22 protein-coding genes and 2 pseudogenes are annotated in these 26844 nt (G+C 66.5%); 12 read left to right on the top strand and 12 right to left on the bottom strand.

Features of this window, described 5'->3' with window-relative positions; translation table 11 throughout:
• Positions 1-479 precede the first annotated feature (479 nt).
• A complete protein-coding gene (locus RE027_RS00195; RefSeq protein ID WP_368806225.1) occupies positions 480-4220 on the top strand; it encodes an AAA family ATPase in 3741 nt (1246 codons plus the stop codon).
• A 610-nt stretch (positions 4221-4830) separates the two neighbouring features.
• Positions 4831-5592 carry a DUF2971 domain-containing protein gene (locus RE027_RS00190; protein WP_368806224.1) on the top strand — a complete coding sequence of 254 codons (762 nt, stop codon included), beginning with the start codon at positions 4831-4833 and terminating at the stop codon, positions 5590-5592.
• Between the two features lie 1009 nt (positions 5593-6601).
• Here RE027_RS00190 and RE027_RS00185 read toward each other — a convergent pair.
• Complete coding sequence (locus RE027_RS00185) at positions 6602-7363, bottom strand: DUF6994 family protein (protein WP_368806223.1); 762 nt, start codon at positions 7361-7363, stop codon at positions 6602-6604.
• A 257-nt stretch (positions 7364-7620) separates the two neighbouring features.
• Between RE027_RS00185 and RE027_RS00180 the strand changes: the two genes are divergently transcribed.
• Entirely contained in the window at positions 7621-7953 is a 333-nt protein-coding gene (locus RE027_RS00180; protein ID WP_368806222.1) for a histone-like nucleoid-structuring protein Lsr2, read from the top strand.
• A gap of 247 nt (positions 7954-8200) precedes the next feature.
• Here the strand turns inward: RE027_RS00180 and RE027_RS00175 are convergent, their stop codons facing one another.
• Positions 8201-8503: a hypothetical protein gene (locus tag RE027_RS00175; RefSeq protein ID WP_368806221.1), complete on the bottom strand. Its 303-nt coding sequence runs from the start codon at positions 8501-8503 to the stop codon at positions 8201-8203.
• Between the two features lie 333 nt (positions 8504-8836).
• Positions 8837-9148, bottom strand: a complete 312-nt coding sequence (locus RE027_RS00170) for a 4a-hydroxytetrahydrobiopterin dehydratase (RefSeq protein ID WP_368806220.1) — start codon at positions 9146-9148, stop codon at positions 8837-8839.
• 208 nt (positions 9149-9356) lie between these two features.
• Between RE027_RS00170 and RE027_RS00165 the strand changes: the two are divergent.
• Together RE027_RS00165 and RE027_RS00160 are read left to right on the top strand one after the other, a co-directional pair.
• Positions 9357-9703 (top strand): annotated as a pseudogene (locus RE027_RS00165) (transposase); the annotation flags it as partial.
• Between the two features lie 85 nt (positions 9704-9788).
• Positions 9789-10709: a GIY-YIG nuclease family protein gene (locus tag RE027_RS00160; protein ID WP_438612403.1), complete on the top strand. Its 921-nt coding sequence runs from the start codon at positions 9789-9791 to the stop codon at positions 10707-10709.
• A 921-nt stretch (positions 10710-11630) separates the two neighbouring features.
• On the opposite strand, the pseudogene RE027_RS00155 reads toward RE027_RS00160, so the two are convergent.
• Positions 11631-11978, bottom strand: a pseudogene (locus RE027_RS00155) (DDE-type integrase/transposase/recombinase); the annotation flags it as partial.
• A gap of 54 nt (positions 11979-12032) precedes the next feature.
• Here RE027_RS00155 and RE027_RS00150 point away from each other — a divergent pair.
• The 4 genes from RE027_RS00150 to RE027_RS00135 all read left to right on the top strand — a co-directional run bounded on the left by RE027_RS00150 (position 12033) and on the right by RE027_RS00135 (position 16280).
• Positions 12033-12350, top strand: a complete 318-nt coding sequence (locus RE027_RS00150; protein ID WP_368806218.1) for an IS3 family transposase — start codon at positions 12033-12035, stop codon at positions 12348-12350.
• 160 nt (positions 12351-12510) lie between these two features.
• Complete coding sequence (locus RE027_RS00145) at positions 12511-13911, top strand: L-lactate permease (protein WP_368806217.1); 1401 nt, start codon at positions 12511-12513, stop codon at positions 13909-13911.
• Between the two features lie 464 nt (positions 13912-14375).
• Positions 14376-15425: a homocysteine S-methyltransferase family protein gene (locus RE027_RS00140; protein WP_368806216.1), complete on the top strand. Its 1050-nt coding sequence runs from the start codon at positions 14376-14378 to the stop codon at positions 15423-15425.
• 234 nt (positions 15426-15659) lie between these two features.
• Positions 15660-16280 carry a class I SAM-dependent methyltransferase gene (locus RE027_RS00135; RefSeq protein WP_387918843.1) on the top strand — a complete coding sequence of 207 codons (621 nt, stop codon included), beginning with the start codon at positions 15660-15662 and terminating at the stop codon, positions 16278-16280.
• A gap of 153 nt (positions 16281-16433) precedes the next feature.
• Here the strand turns inward: RE027_RS00135 and RE027_RS00130 are convergent, their stop codons facing one another.
• Together RE027_RS00130 and RE027_RS00125 are read right to left on the bottom strand one after the other, a co-directional pair.
• Entirely contained in the window at positions 16434-17198 is a 765-nt protein-coding gene (locus RE027_RS00130) for a class I SAM-dependent methyltransferase (protein WP_368806215.1), read from the bottom strand.
• On the bottom strand, positions 17173-17379 hold the full coding sequence (locus tag RE027_RS00125; protein WP_368806214.1) for a hypothetical protein: 207 nt from the start codon (positions 17377-17379) through the stop codon (positions 17173-17175). Before RE027_RS00125 ends, RE027_RS00130 begins: the two co-directional genes overlap by 26 nt.
• Before the next feature lie 259 nt (positions 17380-17638).
• On the opposite strand from RE027_RS00125, the gene RE027_RS00120 reads away from it, so the two are divergent.
• The 3 genes from RE027_RS00120 to RE027_RS00110 are packed head-to-tail and all read left to right on the top strand — an operon-like array spanning position 17639 to position 19916.
• Positions 17639-18802 (top strand): LLM class flavin-dependent oxidoreductase, encoded by a 1164-nt coding sequence (locus RE027_RS00120; protein ID WP_368806213.1) that lies wholly within the window; start codon positions 17639-17641, stop codon positions 18800-18802.
• A complete protein-coding gene (locus RE027_RS00115) occupies positions 18799-19473 on the top strand; it encodes a CE1759 family FMN reductase (protein ID WP_368806212.1) in 675 nt (224 codons plus the stop codon). Before RE027_RS00120 ends, RE027_RS00115 begins: the two co-directional genes overlap by 4 nt.
• Positions 19470-19916, top strand: a complete 447-nt coding sequence (locus RE027_RS00110) for a MarR family winged helix-turn-helix transcriptional regulator (RefSeq protein ID WP_368806211.1) — start codon at positions 19470-19472, stop codon at positions 19914-19916. The genes RE027_RS00115 and RE027_RS00110 overlap by 4 nt, the downstream gene beginning before the upstream one ends.
• A 61-nt stretch (positions 19917-19977) precedes the next feature.
• Here the strand turns inward: RE027_RS00110 and RE027_RS00105 are convergent, their stop codons facing one another.
• The 6 genes from RE027_RS00105 to RE027_RS00080 form a co-directional block, all read right to left on the bottom strand.
• Positions 19978-20799: an HpcH/HpaI aldolase family protein gene (locus RE027_RS00105; protein WP_368806210.1), complete on the bottom strand. Its 822-nt coding sequence runs from the start codon at positions 20797-20799 to the stop codon at positions 19978-19980.
• Complete coding sequence (gene hpaH / locus RE027_RS00100; protein ID WP_368806209.1) at positions 20784-21569, bottom strand: 2-oxo-hept-4-ene-1,7-dioate hydratase; 786 nt, start codon at positions 21567-21569, stop codon at positions 20784-20786. The genes RE027_RS00105 and hpaH overlap by 16 nt, the downstream gene beginning before the upstream one ends.
• A gap of 42 nt (positions 21570-21611) precedes the next feature.
• Complete coding sequence (gene hpaD / locus RE027_RS00095) at positions 21612-22736, bottom strand: 3,4-dihydroxyphenylacetate 2,3-dioxygenase (RefSeq protein WP_368806600.1); 1125 nt, start codon at positions 22734-22736, stop codon at positions 21612-21614.
• 73 nt (positions 22737-22809) lie between these two features.
• Positions 22810-24378 (bottom strand): 5-carboxymethyl-2-hydroxymuconate semialdehyde dehydrogenase, encoded by a 1569-nt coding sequence (gene hpaE, locus RE027_RS00090; RefSeq protein ID WP_368806208.1) that lies wholly within the window; start codon positions 24376-24378, stop codon positions 22810-22812.
• Positions 24375-25085 (bottom strand): GntR family transcriptional regulator, encoded by a 711-nt coding sequence (locus tag RE027_RS00085; protein ID WP_368806599.1) that lies wholly within the window; start codon positions 25083-25085, stop codon positions 24375-24377. Before RE027_RS00085 ends, hpaE begins: the two co-directional genes overlap by 4 nt.
• On the bottom strand, positions 25085-26587 hold the full coding sequence (locus RE027_RS00080) for a fumarylacetoacetate hydrolase family protein (RefSeq protein WP_368806207.1): 1503 nt from the start codon (positions 26585-26587) through the stop codon (positions 25085-25087). The genes RE027_RS00085 and RE027_RS00080 overlap by 1 nt, the downstream gene beginning before the upstream one ends.
• Positions 26588-26844: the final 257 nt, after the last annotated feature.

The raw sequence follows: 26844 nt of genomic DNA, 5'->3' as shown, positions 1-26844 counted from the left end.
CCGCAGTGATTCAAGAATACAAATGATTCCGGGCGGTCCTCTGACCAAGGCAAGGTTTGCTGGCGGCATAGGTCCAAATCACAGGTTCAAGCTATGGAATTATCCGCCCATGAAGTCCGTCACGGGGCAGCTCCCTGCCGTAGGTCGTTCGCCGGCTGGCGGCTGTTCCTAACTCCGGTTTCCTGTGTCGTTTGCGGCGGTTGCCCTGCCCGTATGACCCCCGTCATGGTGCTTGTACGAGGAGCTACCTTTCGGGCATCAAGCCCCTTCGCTTTGACTGCCGCTGACGCGCGATGGGCTCCGCGACATCCCGTCGCGTCTTAGCGACTGTTATGGTCGAATGGTCCACTGACGACGCGCCAAGTGACATCTTTCACACTATCCACGGCTTCATCGGTCGGCTTGTTGTACCGACCGTGACGCACCCGGTTGCAGTAACGGAGTTTAAGCATATGCACCTGTCAATGAGAGTTCCTTGGATGGACCGACCGTGGGACGGGGCGGTCTGCAATGATCCAAAGGGAAATTCCTCCTGCGTGCTGCTCAAAAACATTGGGCCGAAGCGTGACGATAATTTTGAGCAGTTGCACGCTGGTATTCCGATAGCTCAGCTGGATGCAAAGCAGTTGCCTCCGTGCCTGATTGAGCGGTCGACGTTCATGTCAGCTTCTGGTTACCGCGTTGTTAAGACCCATCCGTATGCCCACAATAAAGCGATTTCGGTGGTGCCCTCTCCGGTATCCGTTCCTGCGTACGCCTTCGAATCAGTTCCCTTCCGTTGGATGAGCCGGAAAAGCCTGGCTGATGAGATTGGCTATGACCGGGTCCCGGGATTCAGGCCCGAAGCTGAGGATGCCGCCGACGTGGCGCTCAAATGGGACGCCTCGCAGTGGGTCATGGACGGAGCCAACCAAAAGGCGATCCTAAAGGCCTTTTTTGAGTCGGTTACCCCCCAAAACTCTTTGGTCTTCATGTACTTGAAGCACTCGCCGTTGCAGGAGCAGAGGACCAACCGCCTGCTTGTGGGCGCGGCACACGTGACCGACGTGCAACTGCCACCCATGTGGAACAGTGACGGCCCTTCGGCATTCACGTCCTCCATGTGGGAAACCATCGTTTCGCACAGCCTTCGGGAGGATCAACAGGCGGGCATGCTTTTGCCCTATCAGGATCTCGCTACGCTTCAAGAGAGCGGCATCGATGTCTCTGAGGCCTTGGCGTGGGCCCCGGAGGGGCGTGACGTGGAGTTTTCTTACGTTACCGAGCACCTGTCTGATGACGCAGCCCTCCAAGCATTGGCATCCTTGCAGGCAGCCGCCAAAGCTATGCCTTCATTGGGACTCGAGGTGCCGGTCTCTGCTATGGAATGGCTAGATACGCAGATAGCCCGGCTGTGGAATCTGCGGGGTCCAACGCCAGGCCTGGCAGCCGTGCTGTCTCATTTGCGTATCGAGCGTCCACATACGGCCGCACGGGAATTGTTGGCGGCGGCCGGAGGCGGAGACGTCTGGCAGTTCCTTGAAACCGGCTTCGCGGACCCCTCAACTTTCCCGCCTCTGGTGCAGCCCCTCATAGGCAAGACCGCAGCACGGGTCTGGTCTAAGCGCACGAAGACGGCGAAGGACGTGCTCCGCGTGCTGTCCGGCATGGACATCAGCGCGGCGCAGGTCGAACTACTACTAGACGGCCCCCTCGAAGTGCCGGTTACGGCCGAAGAAATTGTGGACAATCCATACCGAGTGTCGGTGTGTACTTACGGACAGGCTGATCATGTGCCGTTCAGCACCGTGGACCGAGCATGCTACCCCGGCGAGGGCGCCCTCTGGAAACCGCTAGTGCCGCAAATCGCCGACTTCAACGATCACCAGGATGAGCGCCGCGTCGAGGCGTTGCTCGTTGAGGTGCTGGAAGCAGCAGGTGAGAGAGGGGACACCCTGCTGACTCAAGAAGAGGCACTGCAGGCCGCCTCGGATTACGCTTTGGAGCGGCCGCCGCAGCTGACAGCGGAAACACTCGAAGCACTCGAACTCGACAGCGCATCATTGCGAAGCGACGACGCATGGCCAATCGTCGGAGTAGAGGTCGAAGGTGGTGAACCAGCGCTTAAACTGTTCAGGTTTGACTTCATATCGGAAACTATCCGCTTTAAGATCGCTGAACTGCGGAACCGGCCTCGGTTCAAACCTGTGAGCGACTTGAAAGGTCGAATCGACGCTGTACTACCCGAATATCGGGGTGGAGATGAAGCAGAAGACCGCGCACGAGAAGAGAAGACCGCCGGTCTGGCCGAGCTCCACGCTTCTCCGTTGTCAGTCCTAATCGGTCCTGCCGGTACTGGCAAAACAACCTTGCTCAAAGCACTTGTCGGACTCGTCGGCCCAGACCGTTGCGTCCTGCTCGCGCCCACAGGCAAAGCACGAGTACAGCTGGCGACGAAGGTTGGCGGGCGCGTAAGAACCGCGACACTCGCGTCCTTCTTGTCCCGGGTAGACCGCTTCGACGGTGAGCGCTACCGCGTTCTGGATGACCACGGGCCCCGCATCGATGCCGACCTAGTAGTGATCGACGAGGCATCGATGCTAACCGAAGAGATGCTGGCAGCCGCGCTAGACGCATTCCGCAGCATCAATCGATTGGTCCTAGTCGGGGATCCACGACAACTTCCCCCTATAGGCGCAGGCCGCCCATTCGTGGACCTGGTTAACGTACTGCACCCCCACACCTTCGAGGCGAAACCACGCGTCGGTCCCTCCTACGTGGAGCTGCGCGTGCCCCGTAGACAACAGGACTCCGACGAGCAAATCACCGTCGCCGACCGCCGCGCAGACCTCGAACTCGCGGCGTGGTTCGGCGACGGTGATTTGGGGCTAGAAGCAGACCAGATATGGCATAACTTGGCGACTAACCCGGACCAGGAAACGATCCGATACGTACCGTGGGGCAATCGTCCCATAGAACAAGTACTTACAGACGAACTCACCGCAGAACTCGACTTGGCCGATGTCGAAGGGGTGAGAGGAGTCAAGTCGCGGGAAGCCGCGTTTGCATTAACCTACGGAGGCACCCTTAATGATGGGTGGTTGAACTGGGACCTCGGCGCCGGCAAAAACTCGGAAAACTGGCAAATATTGTCGCCGACCCGTTCCCGTATGTCTGGCACCACCGAAATCAATCGCCACATCAAGCGCACCTATCGTGGTTCTGAGCTCGAGCTTGCCCAACGCAACAATTGGAAAGGAACGAACATTCCTGCTCCAATCGGGCCCGAACAAATCGTTCGCGGGGACAAAGTCATGGCAACCCAGAACGACTCCCGGGCGAAAAGTTGGCCCAGCGGATCTGGGTTGAACTACGTCGCCAACGGGGAAATTGGCGTCGGCATTGGTCGCAGGCGGACGGGCAAGAAAAAGAGCCTTCAGCTCAACGTAGAGTACTCATCGCAGCCTGAGGCGCAGTACTCATACTGGGCCACAGACGGCGAGGACGCGAAGCTTGAACTTGCGTGGGCAGTAACAGTCCATAAGTCGCAAGGCTCCGAGTTCGCTAAGACGTTTCTTGTCTTGCCCACTCGAGCCAACGTTTCCCGGGAACTCATGTACACCGCCCTTACGCGGCAGCGTCAACGAGTGGTGATCTTGCATGAAGGGACTCTAGCCGACCTTCGAGAGCTTACTTATCCATGGCGTTCGGAGACTGCCAGGCGCCTGACTGATTTGTTTGCGGCACCGAAGCCAGTGTCCGGTGACTGGGGTGAGCAGGGACGACCGCGGCGATTCGACGGCCGAGTTATGCACGTGACCGCCGGTGGCGAGGTCGTCAAGAGCAAAAACGAAGTGATCGTGGCCAACGTTCTGGATGAAGTAGCACCCGGGCGATGGGCGTACGAAGCCCCGCTCAAAGGAATAGATGGTCGCACGATTCACCCCGATTTTACGATTCAACGGCCGGACGGCAGTTTCGTCCTTTGGGAGCACCTGGGTCTTATGGATGATGTGGACTATGCGCGTAAGTGGGGTCTCAAAAAGGAGTGGTATGCGGCGAACGGGTTTCTTCCGCACCCACAACGGGGCGAGCATGGCACCCTGATGTGGACTAACGACATGGGCGGCGTTGACGTGCCAGCCTGGCGTCAACTGGCTCTGGATGTCATTGGAACACCAATTTCTCGTCCAAGCAGGCGCGGACCAGCAGCCGGACGCCGGCGTCCTCGTGCAACCTAACGCGTAAGGGTATGAACGTGATTAATTAATGGGCAAACCCTGGCCATCGCGGGAATGCTAGCGACGAGCAAAGGTGCAAGGACTGTTAAAAATTGATCGGGGAAATGCCCCAACCTTTTGATTTTGGTACACAGCTTGACTAGGGGTGTCAGGACAGATTCAGGTTCGCGGACCATGGTTGATTTCCGTCTGCAGGAAATCACTGCGTCAAAACTCAGCCAAGTATTGTCATTGTTGTTTCATAATAACAGCCGTGATTACTCTTGTTGTCGATACAGGGCACCCCTGATTTCATATAATCACACATCGGTCAAGCAGTTTTTCTTAACCGGCTTGCTTCTCATCGAAATCCCGTAGGCATAAATACATATAAACGAAAGGCGGCAGGGCAATTTTTGACAAGTACTATGAAATTACTTCGGATGGCTGGCAACGAATAGCGGATTTACTGGACCGCATTCATCCAGCGGAATTAGTTGACTACCGCGATGGGCCTTTCTGGTTTGAACTTCCACCTCTGCCCAAATATTTGTGGCATTATACGACAGTCCAAGGATTGAATTCTATCCTTTCAGGGGGCGTCACGCTTTGGGCGTCTAGTTCCTTATATATGAACGATCCGCTTGAATATAAGTGGTCACAGGACTCTTTGCGCAAGTTGGATAAGGACACAGGCGGATTCGATAAGTATACCAAGAGAATAATTGGAAACCTTAATAAGAATACCGCTCCTTTCATAGTTTCCTTATCGGGTGCCGAGGACGATTTGCCGCAGTGGAAAACATATGGTGGCAATGGTTACGGGTATGCCATTCGATTCAAGGTAGATGCTCTGCTGAGCGAAGCGGCAGCTACTGTGAAAAGTGCGAAAGATAAGTATTATTTGGCCGATGGCGCGCCTCGAGTATTGGGTGATGCTGGCGATGTAGTCGGTCTTAATCAGGTCTACTACGTTTCGGAGGACGAACAAGCGCAAATTGTTCGGAATATTTTTGAACTTACTAAGACCCGTCTTCACTCTGACTTGGAAATCCAAATTGCAAACACTTTGGCAGTCTCCAAAGTTTCGCCCTGGATTAAGCGCCAAGGATATGCCAGTGAACACGAATTTCGGTTAGTCCTTCAGGATCTCCAACCTGCTCCCATGTCAAGCAAGGTTGCCAATTATCTTCCTGTCGGCACTCACATTAAGGGGAATATTTTCGTCCCCCATGTGGAGCTGCATATTCCTTCTTCCGTCGATAAAGTCATGATTGGGCCTTCGCTGAGAGGGTATAAGGAACTCGCAAAAATTGGGCTTCGTGAGCTTCTCGATCAATCAATCTGTGGCAAAGTTGTACTTAATTCGTCAGTGCATCAGTACCAGGGATAGGCAACAGATTGAGGTTCACAAATCCCAATTCATGTTAATTTAGCTTTCCATTATCTGGTTGATGTGGATGTTGATGATTGCAAATTTTAAGGCGCAATAGTCTTAGCAATATAGCAAAAAGAGAAATTTATGTAGGCCACATATCGCGTCTGTCGGTAAGGATATTGGTAACGCTGTATTGACGTGGGAAGAGCTTCGGAGCGAGGTATGGCTCGTCGGAGGCCTATATTGACCGCGGAGAATTTCCTCACGTTGAGTCGTGCCCGATTTACTAACCAGCTGGCTGGGTTGGTCTGGATGTATCCCTACATGTGAGTGCGTGCAATCTGGTCAGCAAGCCGCAGAGACCTGTTGGAAAGAAACAAGCTCGAGGGATTGTGGGTGCCGGGTTTTGGCCAACTAGGGCGTAGTGCAGATTTTATGCCATGGTCACGGCACCACCGGATTTCTAAGTGCAAAGTCCGACCAACTCGGCCAGCTAGGTTGGCTTCTCACATCCCGTGTGAGACCCCGACCTATCTGAGCAATGTGGCCCTTTGTGGGCAGAGCGGCCGTCCGATCTGAGCACTGCTCAGTTGGCGCGATAGCTCGGATAGGCTGACCCCTCAGTCTTACCCGATCCCAGCGATTTGATGACCCGATCGCCCGGATCGGGTAGTTGACGGGTTGAACCCTGGTGTCGGTGGAATCCAGACTATTCTTAGAAGTGTACTATTTTGAGCGCAATGCACGAATAGTTCTTTCTGTGCAATGGCTTAGATGATGTGAGATCCAGACCCATCTGAGCAATGGGGCCCTATGTGAGCAGACTGGTCGCCCCTGCCGGCCCCGCGGCAGGTGTGGGAGCTGTTCAAGCTGGACCTGCTCTCCCGGGTGTTGCACTGGCCCCTCCGGCGCGCACCGTAGGGCAAAGGGACGCTCGCCCGGGTCTTTCCGATCCGCCACGGGGAATGCCGTCCCCCTGCGATACCGGGACCGGGACGGCGGGGGAGATGCTTTTGACCGGGCGCTACTCGAGCACCTGAATATCGGGGTGGTTCTTTCTGACCGACTGGGCCATCCGACGCCGCCGTTTTCCGATGAACTCCAGGACGGCTTCTCGGTACTCCACGTATTCCTCCGGTGTGACCGGTGTTCCGGAACGCTCGAAGTTGTTGAACGGCAGATGGAACCGGACTTCGGCATAGTCGGGCGTCACGAGGTCTTGGAAGTGGAAGAAGTCCACGAACTCAGGGAACCCGTCGAAGAGCGCGAAGAAATCCGCATAAGCGGTGATGACATCGGCTAGGGGGCTCTGAGGCTCTCCGGCGTAGTGACGCCGGATGCACTCGAGAGTGAGATCCATCCGGTCGGCAATCCGCAGACGAGTCCCTCGCGCCTGGTTCATGGTGGGCCGGTCCTTCTTCCTGACCGGCCAGATCATCGCGCTGCCGATGGTGTACGGCGGGTCGAGGTAGCGGGAGCGCTGACCCTCGTCCAGCGAGGCGACGGCGGCGGCCAGGGCCTTGGGACGCATCCACCGGGTGTAGGAGTTGGTGATGGCGTCGCTGCCGTACCAATGCCTGTCCCCGGAGGCGTCAGTGAAGATGAGGTAGCCGTCTCGGCGACCCGGTGGCACGGTCGGGGCGAAAAGGACGCCGGATTTCAGTTCCTTGGTCCACAGCAGCTCATGGTCGGCCCTCAGCCTCGGGCTGAGACTGTCCGGGTCGGAACTTCTCCTCCCATAAGGAATGTCGGTCTTGTAGTCGAATGAAGCGTCGAAAATGCGCATGGTTGCAGTGTATGCACTCGTGAACACCATCGGCCTCGAACTCGTCGACCCTCAGCAGGTAATCGAGCCGACAAAGCCATGGCCGTGCTTCGCTCACGGCTCGTCACCAGCGGTGGGGCCTGGGGCGGAGGCTTTTCGTGTAATGCTTTCTCCGAAACGTCAACTCTCGCACCGAAAAGCGTTGGAGAACACCTTGGGCGCGAATCCTGAACAGGTTCTCACTCAAACGATGTTGAGATCAACGGAAAGGTGAAGCAGTGGCGCAGAGCGTGATGGTGATTCTTGAGGACGACCTCGACGGAGGTCTCGCTGACGAGTCCGTTCAGTTCAGCCTGGACGGGAAGCAGTACGAGATTGACCTCAACCGCGCGAACGCGAAGAAGCTCCGGGAAACGCTGCACCCCGTCATCTCCTCCGGGCAGCGGGAGCAGGGCAAGCAGGCCCGCGCCGCCGGGGCGCGGACCACGGCGGCCGACAACCCGGAGGCCGCGATGATCCGGGCCTGGGCGCAGGAGAACGGCCGGAAGGTCTCCGACCGCGGCCGGATCGCCCAAGAGATTCGCCAGGCCTACTACGCCGCTACCACGTAGACCCCTCCTGACTGCCGGAACGCACCCCGCGTCACCGCACCCGATGAACGGCCCGCCGGACCCCCTCTCTGGGTGGGCCACGGCCGAGTTGCGGACTGTGAGACTACTGCAAGTGATTAGCTAACGCACATATTGCATTCCACCCAATCGCGAGGACGCCATGGGCCACCGCAGATCCGCCATGTTCATCGACTTCGACAACTTCTTCAGCGGGTTGCTCAGTAGCGACCCGAAAGCAGCCCTCGAACTAGCCCGGTGCCTTACATCCCGTGTGTAAGTTCTCTCGCACGTCCTTCGGGAGGTCCTGGCCGAAGATCTCGTTGAGCCGGTTGACGATTTCCTCCAGCACCATGAGTTTGGGGTCCCGGTTCGTCCCGGAGCTGGCGGCGCCGAGCGAGTTCAGCTCGCGGGCCTCCCCGGAGGCCAGCTGGATATCGGCTGCGGGGCCGCGGGGGCGGCTGACGACGTCGAGCAGGTCCACGGTGGACAGGTCGGGGGTCTCTGAGCGCTCGTCCTGCTTGGTGACCTCCCACAGCACCCGGTAGAACATGGCGCGTTTGGCGACGTCGGTGTCCTCGAAGTCCAGCAGCTGGGAGAGGAAGTCATAGAGGTTGGTAAAGGTCCGCAGGTCCTTGCGGAACAGGTCCCCAACGTGAGCGTCTCGCCGTCTGCCGGCGTGTAGACCAGCTCGGAGAAGCCGCCTTCCTCTGCCGTCCGGCACACATCGGCGCGCCGGCCAGCGCGATCGTCATCCCGGAGGACGGGTCGCCGGTCCTCCACGCAGCCTGACGGAGGCCCGATCACGGGGCGCTTCCCTGATCGCCTATTGGCGTATCCGCTCGGCGCCTCGACGGTCCGTTCGCCCCTGCCCGACGGCGCGGACTCACTCCGCGGCGGCGACCCCGAGGTCCGCGGCGTGGCCGCTGACGGTGCGGGCCAGGTCGATGTCGCGGCTGGTGATCCCGCCGACATCGTGGCTGGAGAGCGTGACGCCGACCTCGGGGTAGGTGAGGGTGAGGTCGGGGTGGTGGTTGGCCTCCTCGGCGGAGGCGCCGATGCGGTTCACGAGCTCCAGCCCGGTGGAGAACTTCCGGGTCCTGAAAGTGGCGGCGAGGGTCTCGCCGGCCTGGCGCCAGCCGGTGAGCCCGGCCTCGGCGACCTCGGCAGCGGACAGCTTCCGTTGGGCATCAGTCATGGTGCCATCATGGCCCCGGCGGGCCGCCGCGGGCCACCCCTAAAGGCACCACGCCTCCAGGGTGATGGCGGGTGTCCCTGCGTGTCAGGGTGAGTTGAGTCCAGTGGTTCACAGCAAGTCCGCCTAACGCAGGGCGAGTTCAGGATCGACCACCATGAGCAGTTCCACGTTTCCGTCAGCGTTGTCCGCGGTCACCGATGATGGAGGAATGAGCAGTCCCTCTCCCCGGTCCGGTGGCCCGTCCCGGCGCCGATCGTTCACCCCGGAACAGAAGCTGGCGCACCTGGCCGCCTACGAGCAGGCCGGCACCGAGCATCAGGGTGGGGCGTACCTGCGCCGGGAGGGGCTGTACTCCTCGCTGATTTCGGAGTGGCGCCGGTTGCGCGATGCCGGGGTGCTCGAGGGCAAGGCGCCGGGGAGGCGGTGGGCCGCCCGACTGCGGAGCAGGCCGAGATCGCCCGGTTGCACCGCCAGCTGGCCGCCTCCCAACAGCGGCTGGCCACGACCGAGACCGCCTTGGACATCATGGGAAAAGCACACGCGCTCTTGGAGCAGATCTCCGAGAGCGCGGAGAATGGAGGGATCGGATGCTGCGGGAACGCACCGAGTTGACCGGCGATAGGCTGTCCCCGTGGACGAAATGCTTACTGTTCCCGTCGATGCGCAGACCACCGCTCCCGCCGCTGGAGGTGCCTCACTCACGCTGGTGCACGTGCTCTCGGGGATGGGCGGAAGCTATGACCCGCCGATCCGGCTGGAGGACATCCACATCATCCGGCACTCGTTCCGCCCAGGCGATCCCGAGGGCCTCCAGGGGCCGGAGGACCTTACTGAGGAGCGAGTCCTCGCCTACACGAGAGAGCAGGACCTCTCACCTCGGCGGTTCCCCGAGACGCCGTCTCGATACTGGGTGATTCTCATCGCGGACGGTGCGCGGCGCTCCCGCCTCTGGGGCACCTTCGAAAACCATGGGGAAGTCGAAGCCGAGCGCACCATGCATCGGTTGTTCGACCTTCGCCCGAGCAGTTTCCTCGCCCCGCTCTTCGGGCGGCTCGTGGTGGAGTGGGACAACCCGCGCAGCTGGCATCGCAGTGCCAGCGCCACCAGCGTCGCGAAACTGCCCGTGCTGGAGATCGTTGACCGGGATAAAGTGCCGTTTCCCGGATTCGACCGCGTGCTGTTGAAGCACCACGAGCTACGGGACATGGTGGAAAGTCCTCGGTATGCGGACTGGCGCGTGGCGCTGGCAGAGGTGCAGGGCATCTACCTGATCACGGATTCGACGAATGGGAAACAGTACGTCGGGAAGGCCGACGGTGCCGAACGAATCCTCGGTCGCTGGAGGGCGTACGCGAACGACGGCCACGGCGGCAATGTTGCCCTGCGCGAGTTGATCGAAGACAGCAAAGGCAACGCAACGGAGGGTGACTACGTGCGGCACTTCGTCTACAGCATCTTGCGGGTATTCGGCCCGAGCACCTCCTCTTCCGAGGTGGACGTGGCAGAGTCCCACTACAAGCGGGCTCTGCTGACGCGGGGGTTCGGCCTCAATCGGAACTGAGCGGTTCCCGCAGCGGACATCACCCTGGAGTAGCGCCGGCCTCATCGTGTCCGAGCCGAGCCGAGGCGGGGCAAGTGAGTCGGCTCGACAGCGGGACGTACTTCGGAACAACTCCCTTGCCCAGGCAGCAGCGGCGTCTACCTGCGTCTCTTGCAGGTCTCCCTCGGACTGCCCAGCATCTTTTCGTAGTGACGCCAGCGGGCGCTGAAGGTGGAAGAACCTGTATAAGTTTCCGCACGGTCACCGGTGGGCGTCGCAATTGAACTTCGATGCGCCGATGGCTTGGGCGCCTCTAGTGCCGCAGTAGTTCCTGCCGTCCCTGGAGTGCTTCTCGGCTGCAGCGGCTACCTCTGCCTACCCAACAGCATCCTGGCGGCGGCGCACGAGGAACGCCTTATCGTCCCACCGGCCTCCGCAGGTGCGGGGGTGGCCCGCGCTGATTCGATACGCGACCCGGGGACGAGCAACAGCGCGCCAGCGGCGATCGGCGTCGTTTGCTTTGGCACATATGGTGGAGCGGGCGATAGTCGGGAGCCGGGAACGGCCAACTACGTTGGGTTGGCGCACTTGTGCTTCATGTTGCGCAAAGGTATAGGTTGTGGGGATCTGGGGCTGGCCACATTGGCCAGCTAGCTCAGCGCCTCACATCCCGTGTGAATTGACAAGGTCATTGGGTCTTCACGCGATGTCATGGTGAGATATCGATCCAGTTGTCAGTTTCACAGGACAGATGACCGTGCCTCGTCGGAGCTTTCCGTAGTCAATGGACCTGTCAGTGACTGACGAGCAGCACACACTGGCGCTGTACACACGGCAAGGCCCCCGGAAGGACATCTTCTGGGGGCCTTGCCGTGCCGTTCCCTGTAGGTTCTTCCGGTGATCTGCGGTCACGACCGGGGGCGCCTCGACTTCCCGGAACTCTCGGGGTCGATGTCCCACGCGGCCGTGATGAGTGAAGTCGTGGACGAATCTCCGAGCACGAGATCCGCTGCCCCTGTCGGAGTGAACCAGGCATCCGGTCACCGTGCTGCGGCGGGCCACCGCGCGGCACAGTGCCGCGACCGCCAGGGACGCCTTGCTGCGGCTGCCGATGGAGCACCCGACGATGCGGTGGGAGTAGAAGTCCTCGATCGCGCACAGGAACAGCTGGCCCTCCTCGGTGCGGTGTTCGGTCGGACCGGTCAGCCACAGCCGGTTGGGCGCGTTGGCGGTGAAGTCTCTTTCCACCAGATCATCGTGCACCGGTGGCCCAGGACGGGGCTGTGGACCCGGGCGCGGGCGGACCGGGACCCTACCGGGGTAGTCCATTCCAGTGACGAGGGAGTGCAGTACGTCGCCGTTCGCTGCACCCAGCCACTGGCCGGGGCGGTGGTCTTGGTGGCATTCACCGGCGATTCGTACGACATCGCCCTCGCTGAGGCCTTCACCTCCCTGCTCGAGGCCGAACTGATCCGCAACAAGGGCTCCTGGAGGTCGATCGACGATGTGGAGACAGCGGTGGCCGAGTACGCCGACTGGTTCAATCATCGGCGTCTGCACGGCGAGAGCGGCTCCGTGCCCCCGACCGAGTGCGAGGACACCTCCTTTCGTCACCACACCGCCCCGGCAACTGCCGGAGCGGCACTGCAGAGCCTCTGCTGAACCCGCCACGGAACATCTGCATCGGTTCGCCACCTCCGGAGGACGTCCAGTTCCCGGCGGGAGGTTTCGGCGTGCTGGCCGGTGAGCGTGGTGCAACTGACGGGGTCAGGAGGACACTGGGTGCGAGATGCCGTGCGCCCGCGCCCGAACAGGACCACATATGGACTACGCCCTCGCACTGCTGCCGGTGGCGGTCGTCATGTTCGCTCTGGTGCTCGCCCGGACTCCCGTGTGGGCCGCCGCCCTGCTCGGCTTCGCTGCCGCCCTGGTCCAGCTGATCCCGGATGAGAGCGGGATCTCCCAGGTCGAGTGGGACAAGGGAGCGTCCCTGCTGCTGATCGCCGCACTCGTCGTGGTGCCGGGCCTGGCGCTCAATGGAGTGCTCAAGCTGCGCGAAGTGCATGGGCAGCTCGCGGACTGGGTGCATGCCGTCCCTCTGTCCACGCCGTGGAAGACCTGCCTCATCGTCCTCGGCATCGGACCCGCGCTGGAGTCGCTCACCGGATTCGGTATTTCCCTCCTGGCCACCGTGCCCGTGCTCCTGGCGATGGCCCCTCCCGGCACGGCGGTACGCCAGGCGGTGCTGGGGATGGCGATCGTCCCGTGGGGCGCTCTGGCCCTGCCCACGAAGATCGGCGCCGGCCTGAGCGGGTTCTCGCCGAGCGAGCTGGGAGTGCGCACAGCCTTCGTCTACCTGCTGCTCATGCCGGTGGTCGGAGGGCTGGCGACCGCTCTGGGCGAGGGAGGACCGGGGGCTCTCCACCGCGGGGGACCAGGTGCGGTCTGCGGGCTGGCCCAAGCGCTCGTCCTGGTCGCAGCCAACGCATGGGAACACACAGTCATCATCGCCGGAGTGCTCGCCGGAGCGGTGGTGTCCGTCCTCGTCCTTCTGCCGGCCCTGGTGCGCCGCGCCGTCCCCCCATTGCCGGGACCAGTCCTCGTCCCGTACACCGCGATCCTTGCCACCGTGGTCCTCGCACGGGCGCTGCGGCTCGAGGTGTGTGTGCCCGTCGGCGGCGAGAGCATCCCGCTGCTCACATCACCGGGTCTGGGCCTGGTCGTCGCGCTGCTGACGTTGCTGCGACGCGGAACCGGCCGAACCGCGGCACGAGCCGCGTGGTCCAGCTGGCGCCCGTTGTGCGCGATCGGCGGGTTCGTGCTCATGGCGGAAGTGATGAGGTCCATGAATGCTTTTGAGGCGCTGACGGCGGGCCTGACCGGCGCGGTGGACCCCGTGCTCGCCGTGCTCTCACCGGTGATGGCGCTCGTCTCCGGGTTTCTCACCGGCTCCGCGACGAGCGCCAACGCCTTCATGATGAAACCGCAGGACTCGCTGGGGGACGCCGCCGGACTCGGCGCTCTGCCGGCCACGGTCCAGAACGCGGGTGCGGGCATCGCCATGCTCGCGTCGCTGCCCACGGCGAGCCTCGTGCTGAGCGTCGCGGGGCTGTCCGGGCGGAAGGCGGAACGGGAGCTCGTCGCTTTCGATCTGCGCCTGCTGGGCGTCTTCGCGGTCCTGCTGGTGGGCGTCTTCGCGGTGGCCGCCCTCACCGTGCGGTGAGGTGTCGCCGACGACGGGCTCAACGGGGCACCATCGGTGGCCGGCGTGCCCCGGGCGGGAGTGGGACTGCCCACGCGGCGGTAGGACATCTCGGTCCGGGTCAGGATCACCAGCCGCCGCTCCTCCCGGCTGCGCCAGGTGTGCGGTGCAGGCCCCGCTTCGCGGAGTGGGCACTGAGGAGCCGCTGGGCCGAGCACAGCCGCTGCACCCGGTCCTTGCCGGAGTGGCTGCCGCCACGAAGCAGGCACAGGAGTCCGCCACGGAGCGACCACATCCCCAAGTCCGGGGCTTTGCGGGGGTCCTGCGAGATGACAGCACATAACGAAGTGTGACGGCGGAAGGCGGCCGGCAGCACACATCCCGTGCGGGTGCGTATGTTCCCGTCTAACTGCACGACTCCGGGGCCGGTCGAGGCCGGGACGGGATCGTCCAGTCCCACCCGATCCGAGATCCGAGGAGGCCGCATGGCCACTGCACCCACCCTGAACGACCGTCTGGCAGCAGGTCCCGTCCTGTGCGCCGAGGGCTTCCTGTTCGAACTGGAGCGGAGGGGATACCTCAGTGCGGGCGAGTTCGTGCCCGAGGTCGCCCTGGAGTACCCGGAGGCCCTGCGCACGCTGCACGTGGACTTCCAGCGCGCCGGATCGGACATCGTCGAGGCGTTCACCTACAACGGGCACCGCGAGAAGATGCGGGTCATCGGCAAGGAGGACCTGCTCGAACCGCTCAACCGATCCGCACTGCGGATCGCCCGGGAGGTTGCCGACGCCCGTCCCGGCGACCTGATGGCGGGAAACATCTCGAACACCAACATCTGGGATCCGTCCGACGCGCAGAGCCAGGCCACGGTGCGGGGGATGTTCGAGGAGATGGTGGGGTGGGCGGTCGACGAGGGCGCCGACCTCATCGTGGGGGAGACCTTCTACTACGCCGGTGAAGCACTCGCCGCCCTCGACGTGGCACAGAAGTCCGGGCTGCCGGTCGTCATCACCCTCGCCCCGATGGCCTTCGAGGAGATGGCGGACGGGATCGGCGTGGTCGAGACCGCACAGCGCCTCGAGCAGGCCGGGGCCGACGTCGTGGGCATGAACTGCTTCCGGGGCCCGGAGACGATGATGCCGTGGGTCCGCCAGATCCGCGAGGCGGTCTCGTGCCACGTGGCCGCGCTCCCGGTGCCGTACCGGACGACGGACAGCGAGCCGACCTTCTTCAACCTCAGCGACCCGCAGGCACGCGTGGCCTCTCCGCACCACCGGGCGTTCCCGACGGCGCTGGACCCGCTCGCCACCAACCGGTACGAGATCAGGCGCTTCGCGGAAGAGGCCCTCGAGCTCGGTGTCCACTACCTGGGCGTGTGCTGCGGGGCCTCCCCGATGCACCTTCGTGAGGTCGCGGAAGCCGTGGGTCGGGTGACCGAGGCGAGCCGGTTCTCCGAGCGGATGGAGAACCACTTCATGTACGGCAGCAACGAGCGGCTCCCCGCGCACATCGTCGACCTGGGCGACCGCGCCTGAGATAGATCGGGCCGCAGGCCGGCGCCGAGGTGCGAGTCCAGATCCGGGGCACCCGCACCTCGGCGCCTCCGCCTGCACCAGCGGGTGGGGCCGCAGACACCGATACGGCAGCCGGTGCCCGACCGGTACTCCCCATCCCGGACACGCGTGTCCTCCCCACCTCCCGCTCCGGCAGCAGTTGTGGGGCTGAGGGCCGGGGCAGACCGGGGCCCGTCGCGGCGGTAGGCTGGCGACGTGGTCGAGCAGAGCATGTGGATGAAGAACGCAGAGGCCGATCCCGGGCACTCCTCCTGGTACATCGAGCGGTTCCGGACCCTGGCCGCCACCGGTGAGGACATCGTCGGGGAGGCGCGGCTGGTCGATGCGATGGCCGCCCGCCGCTCGCGCATCCTCGACGCCGGATGCGGGATCGGCCGCAACGGCGGCCACCTGCACCGGGCCGGACACACCGTCGTCGGCATCGACGTCGACCCGGCCCTGATCGCCGCGGCCCGCGAGGACCACCCCGGCCCGGAGTGGATCGTCGGGGACCTGGCCGAACTCGACCTGCCGCAGCACGGCACGCCCGAGCCGTTCGACATCATCCTGTGCGCCGGCAACGTCATGACGTTCCTGGCCCCGAGCACCCGCACCGAGGTGCTCCGGCGGTTCCGCCGACACCTGGCACCGGGCGGGCGGGCCGTCATCGGCTTCGGCGCCGGACGCGGCTACCCGTTCCCGCAGTTCCTCACCGACGCCGAACAGGCCGGGCTGGCCCCCGACCTGCTCCTGTCGACCTGGGACCTCCGGCCGTTCCGGGCGGACAGCGACTTCCTCGTGGCCGTCCTCAGCGCGGCCGCAGCGCCACAACCCTGATCGCATCCGCCAGGCCGTAGCTCAGGCGACCTGCGATCACCGACGGGCCCCAGCCCTGCCCGGCACCGCTCCCGGCGGACCGAGCGCCCCGGCCGCTCGTCGGTGCGGGCGCACCGTCGGCTGGGCGCTGTGCACGCCGTGCAGCAGTCCCCGTCAGGCTCGTGCGAGCACGATCGGCTGGTAGTAGCCGCTCACCTCGGGCATGAGCCATTCGACCGCGGTGAACCCGGCCGACTGCAGCAGGCTCTCGAGCGCCGCGCGTGTCAGGGCCCGGCAGCGCGTCGTGGCCGAGCGCGCCCGCCACGATCCCGCCGCGTCCTCCGTGAAGGTGAACAGCTCGACGTCCACGTACTCCGCGTCCGCCGACCACCGCCACGCCTGACCCGACCCGTGCCGCGCCCCGGCGTCCCCGTGGACCGAGATCGGCACCCCGTCGGGACGAGTCATTCTCAACGCGTCGTAGTCGCGGAGGGAGACGAGCAGCAGCCCGGCCGGTCGCAGGCACGCACGGACACTGCGCAGGGCACGTCGCAGGTGCTCGTCGGTGAGCAGGTGCGGCAGTGCGTTGTCGCAGGAGATGACCACGTCGAAGGTCCCGTCGACGTGGTCGCGGACGTCGCGGACGTCGCAGACCTGAGCATCGACGGCGATTCCTCGCGCGGCCGCCTCCACCCGGGCCCGGTCGACCGCCGCGTGGCTCACGTCGGTGGCGGTCACGCGGTATCCGAGCCTCGCCAGCGGCAGGGCCTGGGTGCCGATGCCGCACGTGCAGTCCAGCAGGCGCCCCCCGGTGATCCCCTGCTGCGCGAGGACGTCGGCGACGACCCGCCCGTGCCACTGGGCCGCAGACCACCAGTGACCGAAGAGCAGGTGGTACTCCGACGCGAGGGCGTCATAGAACGGTGCCGGGGTGCCCATGCCTGTGCGATCTTGCATTCCCGGCCGGGCCCACCCGGTTCCGCAGCGCCTCCGGGGTCGACCCGAGCTGCCGGGCGACCCGGGCTGGTGCCCCGGCCTCGGCCGGGTCGCGGGGGGCCTCCACCGCGATGCGGGTGGCGAGCTCACGCAACTCGTCCGGGTGCTTCTCCGGTGCTGCCATGACGCTCATTCTTCCGTGGAAGAAGGGCCTCTGCCAGACCCGTCACGGGACACCCAGGGGGGCGCCTGATCCCCGGACGGCCGGTCCCCGGGTGGGGCGCAGCAGCCGGCGGCGCTCGCCGGCTCGGGACGCCCGGCCCAGGACGCCCGGCCCGGTGCGGGAATAATCGCGCACCGGGCCCGCTTGTGCCTGGTGATTCAAATTTGAAGAAACTGCGCGTGACGTCCGACCGGGCGCCGCCGCGGACCAGGAGGACGACATGCAGTTCGGCATCTTCACCGTCGGGGACGTCACCGAGGACCCCACCACGGGGCGCTCCCCCACCGAGCACGAGCGGATCCGGGCGACCGTCGCCATCGCCCGGAAGGCGGAGGAGGTGGGCCTGGACGTCTTCGCCACGGGCCAGCACCACAACCCGCCCTTCGTGGCCCCGGGCAACCCGCCCACGCTGCTGGCCTACCTGGCCGCCGTCACGGAGAAGCTGGTCCTGTCCACCGCCACCACGCTGATCACCACCACCGACCCGGTGCGCATCGCCGAGGACTACGCCTACCTCCAGCACCTCGCGGACGGGCGGGTGGACCTGACCATGGGCCGCGGCAACACGGGCCCGGTCTACCCGTGGTTCGGCAAGGACATCCGCCAGGGCATCCCCCTGGCGATCGAGCACTACAACCTGCTCCACCGGCTGTGGCGGGAGGACGTGGTCGACTGGCAGGGGAAGTTCCGCTCGGCCCTGCAGGGCTTCACCTCCACCCCGCGCCCGCTCGACGACGTGGCGCCCTTCGTGTGGCACGGGTCGATCCGCTCCCCGGAGATCCCGGAGCAGGCCGCCTACTACGGTGACGGGTTCTTCCACAACCACATCTTCTGGCCCGCCCAGCACACCCAGCGGATGGTGGACTTCTACCGGCAGCGCTACGAGCACTACGGCCACGGCTCCTACGACCAGGCGATCGTGGGGCTGGGCGGCCAGGTCTTCATGCGCCGGAACTCCCAGGACGCCGTGCGGGAGTTCCGTCCCTACTTCGACAACGCCCCGGTCTACGGCCACGGACCCTCACTGGAGGACTTCACGTCCCAGACGCCGCTGACGGTGGGCTCCCCGCAGCAGGTCATCGAGAAGACCCTCGCGTTCCGCGACTACGCGGGCGACTACCAGCGCCAGCTGTTCCTGATGGACCACGCCGGCCTGCCGCTGAAGACGGTCCTGGAGCAGCTCGACCTGCTGGGCGAGGAGGTCGTGCCGGTGCTGCGCCGGGAGTTCGCCGCGCTCAAGCCCGCCCACGTGCCGGAGGCCCCGACCCACGCCTCGCTGGTGGCCCGCCACCGCGCGGGCCAGGACCCCGTGCCCGGCGGGGCCGAGGACTCGCCCGCGGGGCGGGTCCGCACCGCGCACACCGCCCAGGAGGCCCGCCGATGAGCACCGCTCCCACGACGACGCCGGGCGCCGCGCGCCCGCTCACCCTGGCCGTGGTCTCGGCGGGGATGTCCGACGCATCCTCCACCGGCATGCTGGCCGACCGGCTCGCCGAGGCGACCCGTGAGGCCCTGGGCGGGGGGCCGGTGCGGATCGAGCGCGTGGAGCTGCGCCCACTGGCCCACGCCGTCACCGACCACCTGCTCACCGGCTTCCCCGCGCCATCCCTGCGGACGGCCCTGGACACGGTCACCGGCGCGGACGCCCTGATCGCGGCCACGCCGACCTTCAAGGCCTCCTACTCCGGGCTGTTCAAGTCCTTCTTCGACCTCGTCGACGAGGGCGCGCTGGAGGACCTGCCGGTGCTGGTGGCCGCCACCGGGGGCAGCGCCCGGCACTCCCTGATGCTCGACGCCGCGATGCGCCCCCTGTTCGCCCACCTCAAGGCCCTCGTGCTGCCCCGGGGGGTCTACGCGGCCACGGAGGACTGGGCGGGGAGTTCGCTCGACGCGCGCGTCCAGCGGGCCGGCGCCCAGCTGGCGCACCTGCTCGCGCCGGGCGGGGATGGACGGGCCGCCGGTGAGGCTCCGGCCGCATCCGTCCGCCGCGAGCACCGGGACGAGTTCGCCGGCGTCCCCGACTTCGCGGACCTGCTGGCCCGGGCCGGCCAGTGAGCGGGGCGGCGGCGAGCGCGCGCCCGTGGGACGTGTGGCAGCTGTTCTTCGAGACCTCCGCCCGGCTGACCACCGAGATCGAGGCCCGGCTCAAGGAGCACGGCTGCTCGCTCATGGACTACCAGGTGCTCCTGCTGCTGCGCGAGGCGGACGGCCACCGGCTGCGGATGGGGGAGCTGGCCCAGCGCCTGGTCTTCTCCCCGAGCCGGCTCAGCTACCAGATCGGTGTGCTCGAGAAACGCGGCTGGGTGCGCCGCCGGCGCTGCCCCGAGGACGGGCGCGGGCTCGAGGCCGAGCTCACCGACGAGGGACTGCGCGCCTTCCGCCGCCTGCGGCCCGCCCACGCCCGCGACGTCGAGGAGCTGTTCCTCGACGCCCTCCAGGACGACGACGCCGAGCGGCTGCGCACCGTCATGGAGCGGCTGGCACGGAAGGTGGCCTGACCGGCAGGGCCCCGCCGGGTCCTGGAGCACCCCGCGGTGCTCCAGGACCCGGCGGCGGCCGTCAGTAGCTCGGCCGGTCGCCGTCGTCGACCGCCGGCACGAAGGCCGCCGCGAACGCCTCGGAGCCCCGTGCGAGCAGCGCCACGTCGGCGCCCACGAGCACGAAGGACGCGCCCGCCTCGAGGTAGGAACGGGCCAGTGCCGGGTCGAAGGCGTTGACCCCGACCGGCTTGCCCGCCGAGCCCACGGCCTCGAAGGCGCGGTGGACGGCGGCGACGACGTCCGGGTGGTCCTGCTGCCCGAGCAGTCCCATGGACGCGCTGAGGTCGGAGGGGCCGACGAACACCCCGTCGATCCCGTCCACGCCGGCGATCTCGGCGGCCGCGTCCACGCCCTGGACGGTCTCGATCTGCACGAACAGCGACACGTGCGCGTCGGCGTCCGCGAGGTACCCGTCGACCCGGTTCCACCGCGCGGAGCGGGCGAGCGCCGAGCCGACGCCGCGGCGTCCGCTCGGGGGATAGCGCACGGCCTCCACGGCCGCCCGTGCCTCCGCGGCGGAGGAGACCATCGGCACCAGCAGGTTCTGCGCGCCGAGGTCGAGCACCTGCTTGATGGTCACGCCGTCGTTGATCGGCACGCGCACCACCGGGGTCACCGGGTAGGGGGCGACGGCCTGGAGCTGCCCGAGCACGGACCCGAGGTCGTTGGGGGAGTGCTCCATGTCGATGAGCAGCCAGTCCAGGCCCGAGCCCGCGCAGATCTCGGCGACCAGCGCGCTGCCCGAGCACACCCACATCCCCGCGAGGGGCCGGGCGTCCCCGCCCGGCCCCCTCCGGGCGGCCAGCGCGTCGCGGAACGTGGGACTCAGACGAAGCGGCACGAGATCGTCCCCAGTTCCTTGAAGTCGGCGAGCACGGTGTCGCCCGGGTGCACCCACATGGGGCGGGTGAACGAGCCGGCGAGCACGATCTCCCCGGCCTCGAGCCGGTCGCCGTGCTGGGCGAGCTTGTTCGCCAGCCACGCCACGCCCATGGCCGGGTGGTTGAGCACGGCGGCGGCCACGCCCGACTCCTCGATCGTCTCCTGCCGGTACAGCAGCGCCGAGATCCACCGGAGGTCGACGTCGCCCGGTCTGATCGGGTTGCCGCCGTAGACCATCCCGCCCATGGCGGCGTTGTCGCTGATCGTGTCGACGATGGTGCGCCCCTCGAGCTCGATCCGGGAGGAGAGGATCTCCAGGGCCGGCACGACGTACTCCGTGGCCCGCAGGACGTCGAAGACCGTGGCGTGCGGGCCCTCGAGCGGCTCGGCGAGCAGGAACGCGAGCTCGACCTCGATGCGCACGTTGGAGAACTGCGCGTGCTCGATCACGGAGCCGTTCTCGAACACCATGTCGGCGAAGATCGCCCCGTAGTCGGGCTCGTCGATGCCGGTCGCGGCCTGCATCACCTTCGAGGTCAGCCCGATCTTGCGGCCGACGGGCCGCCGGCCGGCCTCGACGGCCCGCCGGCGCCACTCGTTCTGCACGGCGTAGGAGTCCTCGACGACCATGTCGGGGTACCGGGCGGTCAGGAGCGGCATCGTCGTGCGGTCGCGCTCGGCGGCGGCGAGCTCGTCCGCGATCGCCGCGATGGTCTCAGGCGTCAGCATGGATTCCTCCTGGCGGGTTCGTCGTCCGGGCGGCGGGGGCGCTCACAGCTGGTGGCCCAGCTTGTACTCGCCCTGCTTCCAGCTGGGCAGCTGCTCGGGCTCGTCCCCCTTGCGGGTGTAGGAGAACCCGTCCGCGCCGATCGTCACCGCCATCTCGCTGGAGTCGCTGCGCTCGACGACCGGCTGCGGGTTGCCGTCGAGGTCGAGCACGAGCGAGGCCTCGGTGTACCAGGAGGGCACGACGGGGGTGCCCCACCAGTCGCGGCGCTGGTTGTCGTGCACGTCCCACGTGACGACCGGGTTGTCCGGGTCGCCCGTGTAGTAGTCCTGCGTGTAGATCTCCACGCGGTGGCCGTCGGGGTCGCGCAGGTACAGGTAGAACGCGTTCGAGACCCCGTGCCGGCCGGGGCCGCGCTCGATGCGGTCCGACATGCGGAGCGCGCCGAGCTTGTCGCAGATCGCGATGATGTTGTGCTTCTCGTGGGTGGCGAAGGCGACGTGGTGCATGCGCGGCCCGTCACCGCCCGTCATCGCGGTGTCGTGCACGGTGGACTTGCGGCGCATCCACGCGGCGTAGGTGGTGCCCTCCTCGTCCTGGATGTCCTCGGTCACCCGGAACCCGAGGTCCTCCATGTAGGCCACGGCCCGGGGCACGTCGGGGGTGACCTGGTTGAAGTGGTCCAGGCGCACGAGGGCCCCGGGGGTGTAGAGGTCGTAGCGCCATGCGAGGCGCTCGACGTGCTCGACGTCGTGGAAGAACTCGTACGGGAAGCCCAGCGGGTCCTCCACGCGCACCGAGTCGCCGATGCCCCGGGTGAAGCCCTCCGCGCGCCGCTCGACCCGGCAGCCGAGCTCCTCGTAGAACGCGACCGCCTTGTCCAGGTCCTCCGGCGTGCGCACGCGGTAGGAGAACGCCGCGACCGCCGCGACCGGGCCCTTGCGGAGCACGAGGTTGTGGTGGATGAACTCCTCGAAGCTGCGCAGGTGGACGCTGTCCTCGTCCTCCTCGGTCACGACGAGGTCGAGCACGTCGACGTAGAAGCTGCGGGAGGCCTGGAGGTCGGTGACGACGAGCTCCATGTAGGCGCAGCGCAGCACGTCCGGCGGAGGGGAGGAGGGGGTCGGGACGGCATTGCCGGGGCGGAGGACGGGGTCCTCCGCGGTCACGACGGGCTCGGGGGCGTGCGGGGTGATGGGTGTGGTCACGTCAGCGTCCTTGCTAATCGGGTGGAAGGGGTGCTCAGCGCAGTTCCGGGTCGTCCAGGTCCGCCCCGGCGTCGTGCTCGGCCTTGCCGAAGGTGGGGTTGTGCACCTCGCCGAGGGTGATGTGCACGGCCTGCTGGTCGGTGTAGAAGTCGATCGAGCGGTAGCCGCCCTCGTGGCCGAGGCCGGAGGCCTTGACGCCGCCGAAGGGGGTGCGCAGGTCGCGCACGTTGTTGCTGTTGAGCCACACCATGCCCGCCTCGATGTCCTGCGCGAAGTTGTGCGCACGCTTGAGGTCGTTCGTCCACACGTAGGCGGCCAGGCCGTACCGCACGCCGTTGGCCAGCTGGAGCGCTTCCTCGTCGGTGTCGAACGGGGTGATCGCGACGACCGGCCCGAAGATCTCCTCCTGGAAGATGCGGGCGCCGGGGGCGACGTCGGCGAAGACGGTCGGGGCGACGTAGTTGCCGGTCGGGAAGCCCTCGGGGCGTCCTCCGCCGGCGACCAGGCGCGCCTCGCCCTTGCCGATCCCGATGTAGCCCATGACCTTGTCGTAGTGTTCCGGGTGCACGAGCGCGCCGACCTCGGTCCTCGGGTCGTGCGGGGGGCCGACGACGACGCGCTCGGCCTGCGCGGCGTAGCGCTCGACGAACTCGTCGTACACCTCGCGCTGGACGAGGATCCGGCTGCCGGCCGTGCAGCGCTCGCCGTTGAGGGAGAAGACGCCGAAGATCGTCGCGTCGATCGCGGCGTCGAGGTCGGCGTCGGCGAACACGACGGCGGGGGACTTGCCGCCGAGCTCCATCGACAGGCCCTTGAGGTGCGGCGCCGCGTTGGCGAAGATGAGCTGGCCGGTGCTGCTCTCACCGGTGAAGGAGATCAGCGGCACGTCCGGGTGCTTGACCAGTGCGTCGCCGGCGTCCTCGCCCAGACCGTTGACGAGGTTGAACACGCCCCGGGGCAGACCGGCCTCCTCGAAGATGCCCGCCCACAGGGACGCCGACAGCGGCGTGAACTCGGCGGGCTTGAGCACGACCGTGTTGCCCGTGGCCAGGGCGGGCCCGAGCTTCCAGGACTCGAGCATGAAGGGCGTGTTCCACGGCGTGATGAGCCCGGCGACGCCGATCGGCTTGCGGTTGACGTAGTTGATCTGGCGACCCGGCACCTTGTAGGTGTCGTCGGCCTGGGCCACGACGAGGTCCGCGAAGAACCGGAAGTTCTCGGCCGCGCGGCGCGCCTGGCCGAGCGCCTGGGTGATCGGCAGGCCGGAGTCGAAGCTCTCGAGCTCGGCGAGCCGGGCGTCGCGCGACTCGACGAGGTCGGCGATCCGGTGCAGGACCCGGGAGCGCTCGCGCGGCAGCATCCGGGGCCATGGCCCCTCCTCGAAGGCGCGCCGGGCAGCTGCCACGGCGCGGTCGATGTCGGCCTTCTTGCCGGCCGCGGCGCGCAGGTAGGTCTCGTTCGAGACCGGGTCGAGCACCTCGAAGGTGTCGCCGTCGGCGGAGTCGACGAACTCGCCGTCGATGTAGTGCTGGATCCGCTCGGGCAGGTCGGCAGGCCGGTGACGCTCGGCCGCCGTCGTCGGGTGGGTGGTGGTGTCGGTCATGGGGTGCCTCCGGTCGGGGTGCGGGTCGGTCCCGCGTCGTCTGCGTGCTTGTGGGTCAGGTAGGCGTTGAGGGTGGCCAGACGGTGCTGCCGGCTGGCCTTCTCGATCTGCGCCGGCGGAGCCCCGGTCTCGATGAGTCGCAGGATGTTCTCGTGCTCGCGCACGGACTCCTGGGCACGGTGGGGCACGAAGCTGAAGGTCGAGTCGCGCAGATTGCCCAGGCGCGCCCACTCGGCGTCGACGAGTTCGGTCATGCGCGGGTTCGGGCACGGCGCGAACAGGATCGAGTGGAACTGCCGGTTGAGCGCCGTCAGGGCGCGGGGGTCGAAGCTGTCGAGGCTCTCGACGATGCGCGTGTTGGTCTCGCGCGCGCGGCGCAGGTCGTCGGCGGTCAGGTGCCCCGCCGCCAGCGCGGTGGTCGCGCCCTCGAGGATGGCCAGGGCCTGCATGCTGTGGCGGTAGTGCGAGTCGTCGATCATCGACACGTGCGCGCCCACGTTGCGCTCGAAGGTCACCAGGCCCTCGGCCTCGAGCTGACGGATCGCCTCGCGCACCGGGACCACGCTCATGCCCAGCTCCGCCGCGATCGTCGCCAGCACGAGCCGGTAGCCCGGGGCGAACTCCTGGGTCAGGATCTGCTCCCGGAGCCACTGGTAGGCCTGCTGGGACTTGCTCAGGGAGGGCGGCGTCGGGCTCACGGCATCCATCACCTGCCCGCGCGCCACGCGTCGTACCTCGCTCTCCACTCGGCGTTCATCGGGAACAGGCCGTCGACCGGATGTCCTGCGACGACCTGCTCGGCGATCCACGCGTCCTCCGCCTCCTGGGCGAGGGCCGCGTCGACGACCTCCTCGACGATCCCCGGCGGGATGACGATGACGCCGTCCCGGTCGCCGACGACGACGTCGCCGGGCTGCACGGTCGTCCCGCCGCACGCGATCGCCACGTCGGCGTCCCACGGCACGTGCCGGCGGCCGAGGACGGCCGGGTGCGCACCCCTGGTGTACACGGGGATGCCGACGGCGGCCACGGCGTCGTAGTCGCGGACGCCGCCGTCGGTGACGATGCCGGCGGCCCGGCGGGCGTGGGCGCGCAGCGCGAGGATGTCGCCGAGGGTGCCCGACCCGTCCTCGCCGCGCGCCTCGATGACGACGACCTCGCCCTCGCCGACGGCGTCGAACACGCGCTTCTGCGCGTTGTAGCCCCCGCCGTGGCTGGCGAACAGGTCCTCGCGGTTGGGCACGAAGCGCAGCGTGCGGGCCGTGCCGACGACCTTGGCCCCGGGGTGCATCGGCCGCACACCGTCGACGGTGACGTTGTTCAGGCCGCGCTTGCGCAGCTGCCCGCTGAGCCCGGCCACCGGGGCCTCGAGGAGCTTGTCCCGGAGGGCGGGCGTGAGGCGGAAGGGCTCCGGCTCGGGCTGCAGCCCCGCAGCGGCACGGGAGCCCCACGCCTCGGCGCGCTGGCGGTCGTCGACCGCCGGCAGGGACCCGAGGGCGTCGTCGAAGCCGTGCTCGCCCTGGGTGACGGTCGTGACCAGCCGGCCCGAGCTCGGCGACCCGGGGGCGCCGGGCGCGTCCACCTCGACCTCGACGACGTCGCCGGGGACGACGACGGAGGACCCGGCGGGGGTGCCGGTGAGGACGACGTCCCCCGGTTCGAGCGTGAAGTGCTGGGAGAGGTCGGCGACGAGCTGGGCGAGCGGGAAGATCAGCCCGGCCGTCGTGTCGTCCTGGCAGAGCTCACCGTTGACCCACGTGCGCAGCCGCAGAGCGGCCGGGTCGACCGCGCGGGCGTCGATGAGGTCCCGGCCGAGGGGGGTGAATCCGTCACCGCCCTTGGAGCGGACGTTGGAGCCCTTGTCGTTCGCCCGCAGATCGTACAGGCCGAAGTCGTTCGCCGCCGTCACCCAGCCGACGTGGTCCCACGCCTCGGCGAGCGGGACCCGGCGGGTCGAGGTGCCGATGACGAGTGCCACCTCGCCCTCGAAGGCCAGCAGCTCGGTCCCCGCGGGGCGTTCGATCGTCCCGCCGGACGGTGCGACCGAGCTCGTCGGCTTGAAGAAGTACGACGGGTGTGCGGGACGGCGGCCGCGCTGGTCGGCGCGCGACGCGTAACTGAGGTGGATGGCGACGATCTTGCCCGGTCGGCCGGGAAGGGCCGAGAACCGGGGGTCTGCGCCGTCGGCAACCGTGATGTGGTCGGTCATGTGCTCCTCGCTCCTACGTTGTACTCGGAACGTATACGATCCTGCATCCGAGAACAAGGGTGTCCGTTCCGCCGCTCACCGAGCCGGGGGTGCGGTGCTGCCAGCCAGGCGCCACGGTCGGGCAGTATCGGTACGACAGGCGACGTTCTGGAGGTTCCGGTCCTGCCGGCCCATGCCCGGGGGTCCTTGTGTGTGACGTAGGTCAACATATACGATCCGAGCCACAAGGGGAACGGCGTGCTCACGATGAGCCCGAG

Origin of the sequence: Kocuria sabuli, assembly GCF_040981185.1 — a bacterium.
In the GTDB taxonomy this organism is placed as follows: Bacteria; Actinomycetota; Actinomycetes; order Actinomycetales; family Micrococcaceae; genus Kocuria; species Kocuria sabuli.
The sequence above is the reverse complement of the archived record's forward strand: the minus strand, read 5'-3'. Positions and strand labels throughout refer to the sequence as shown.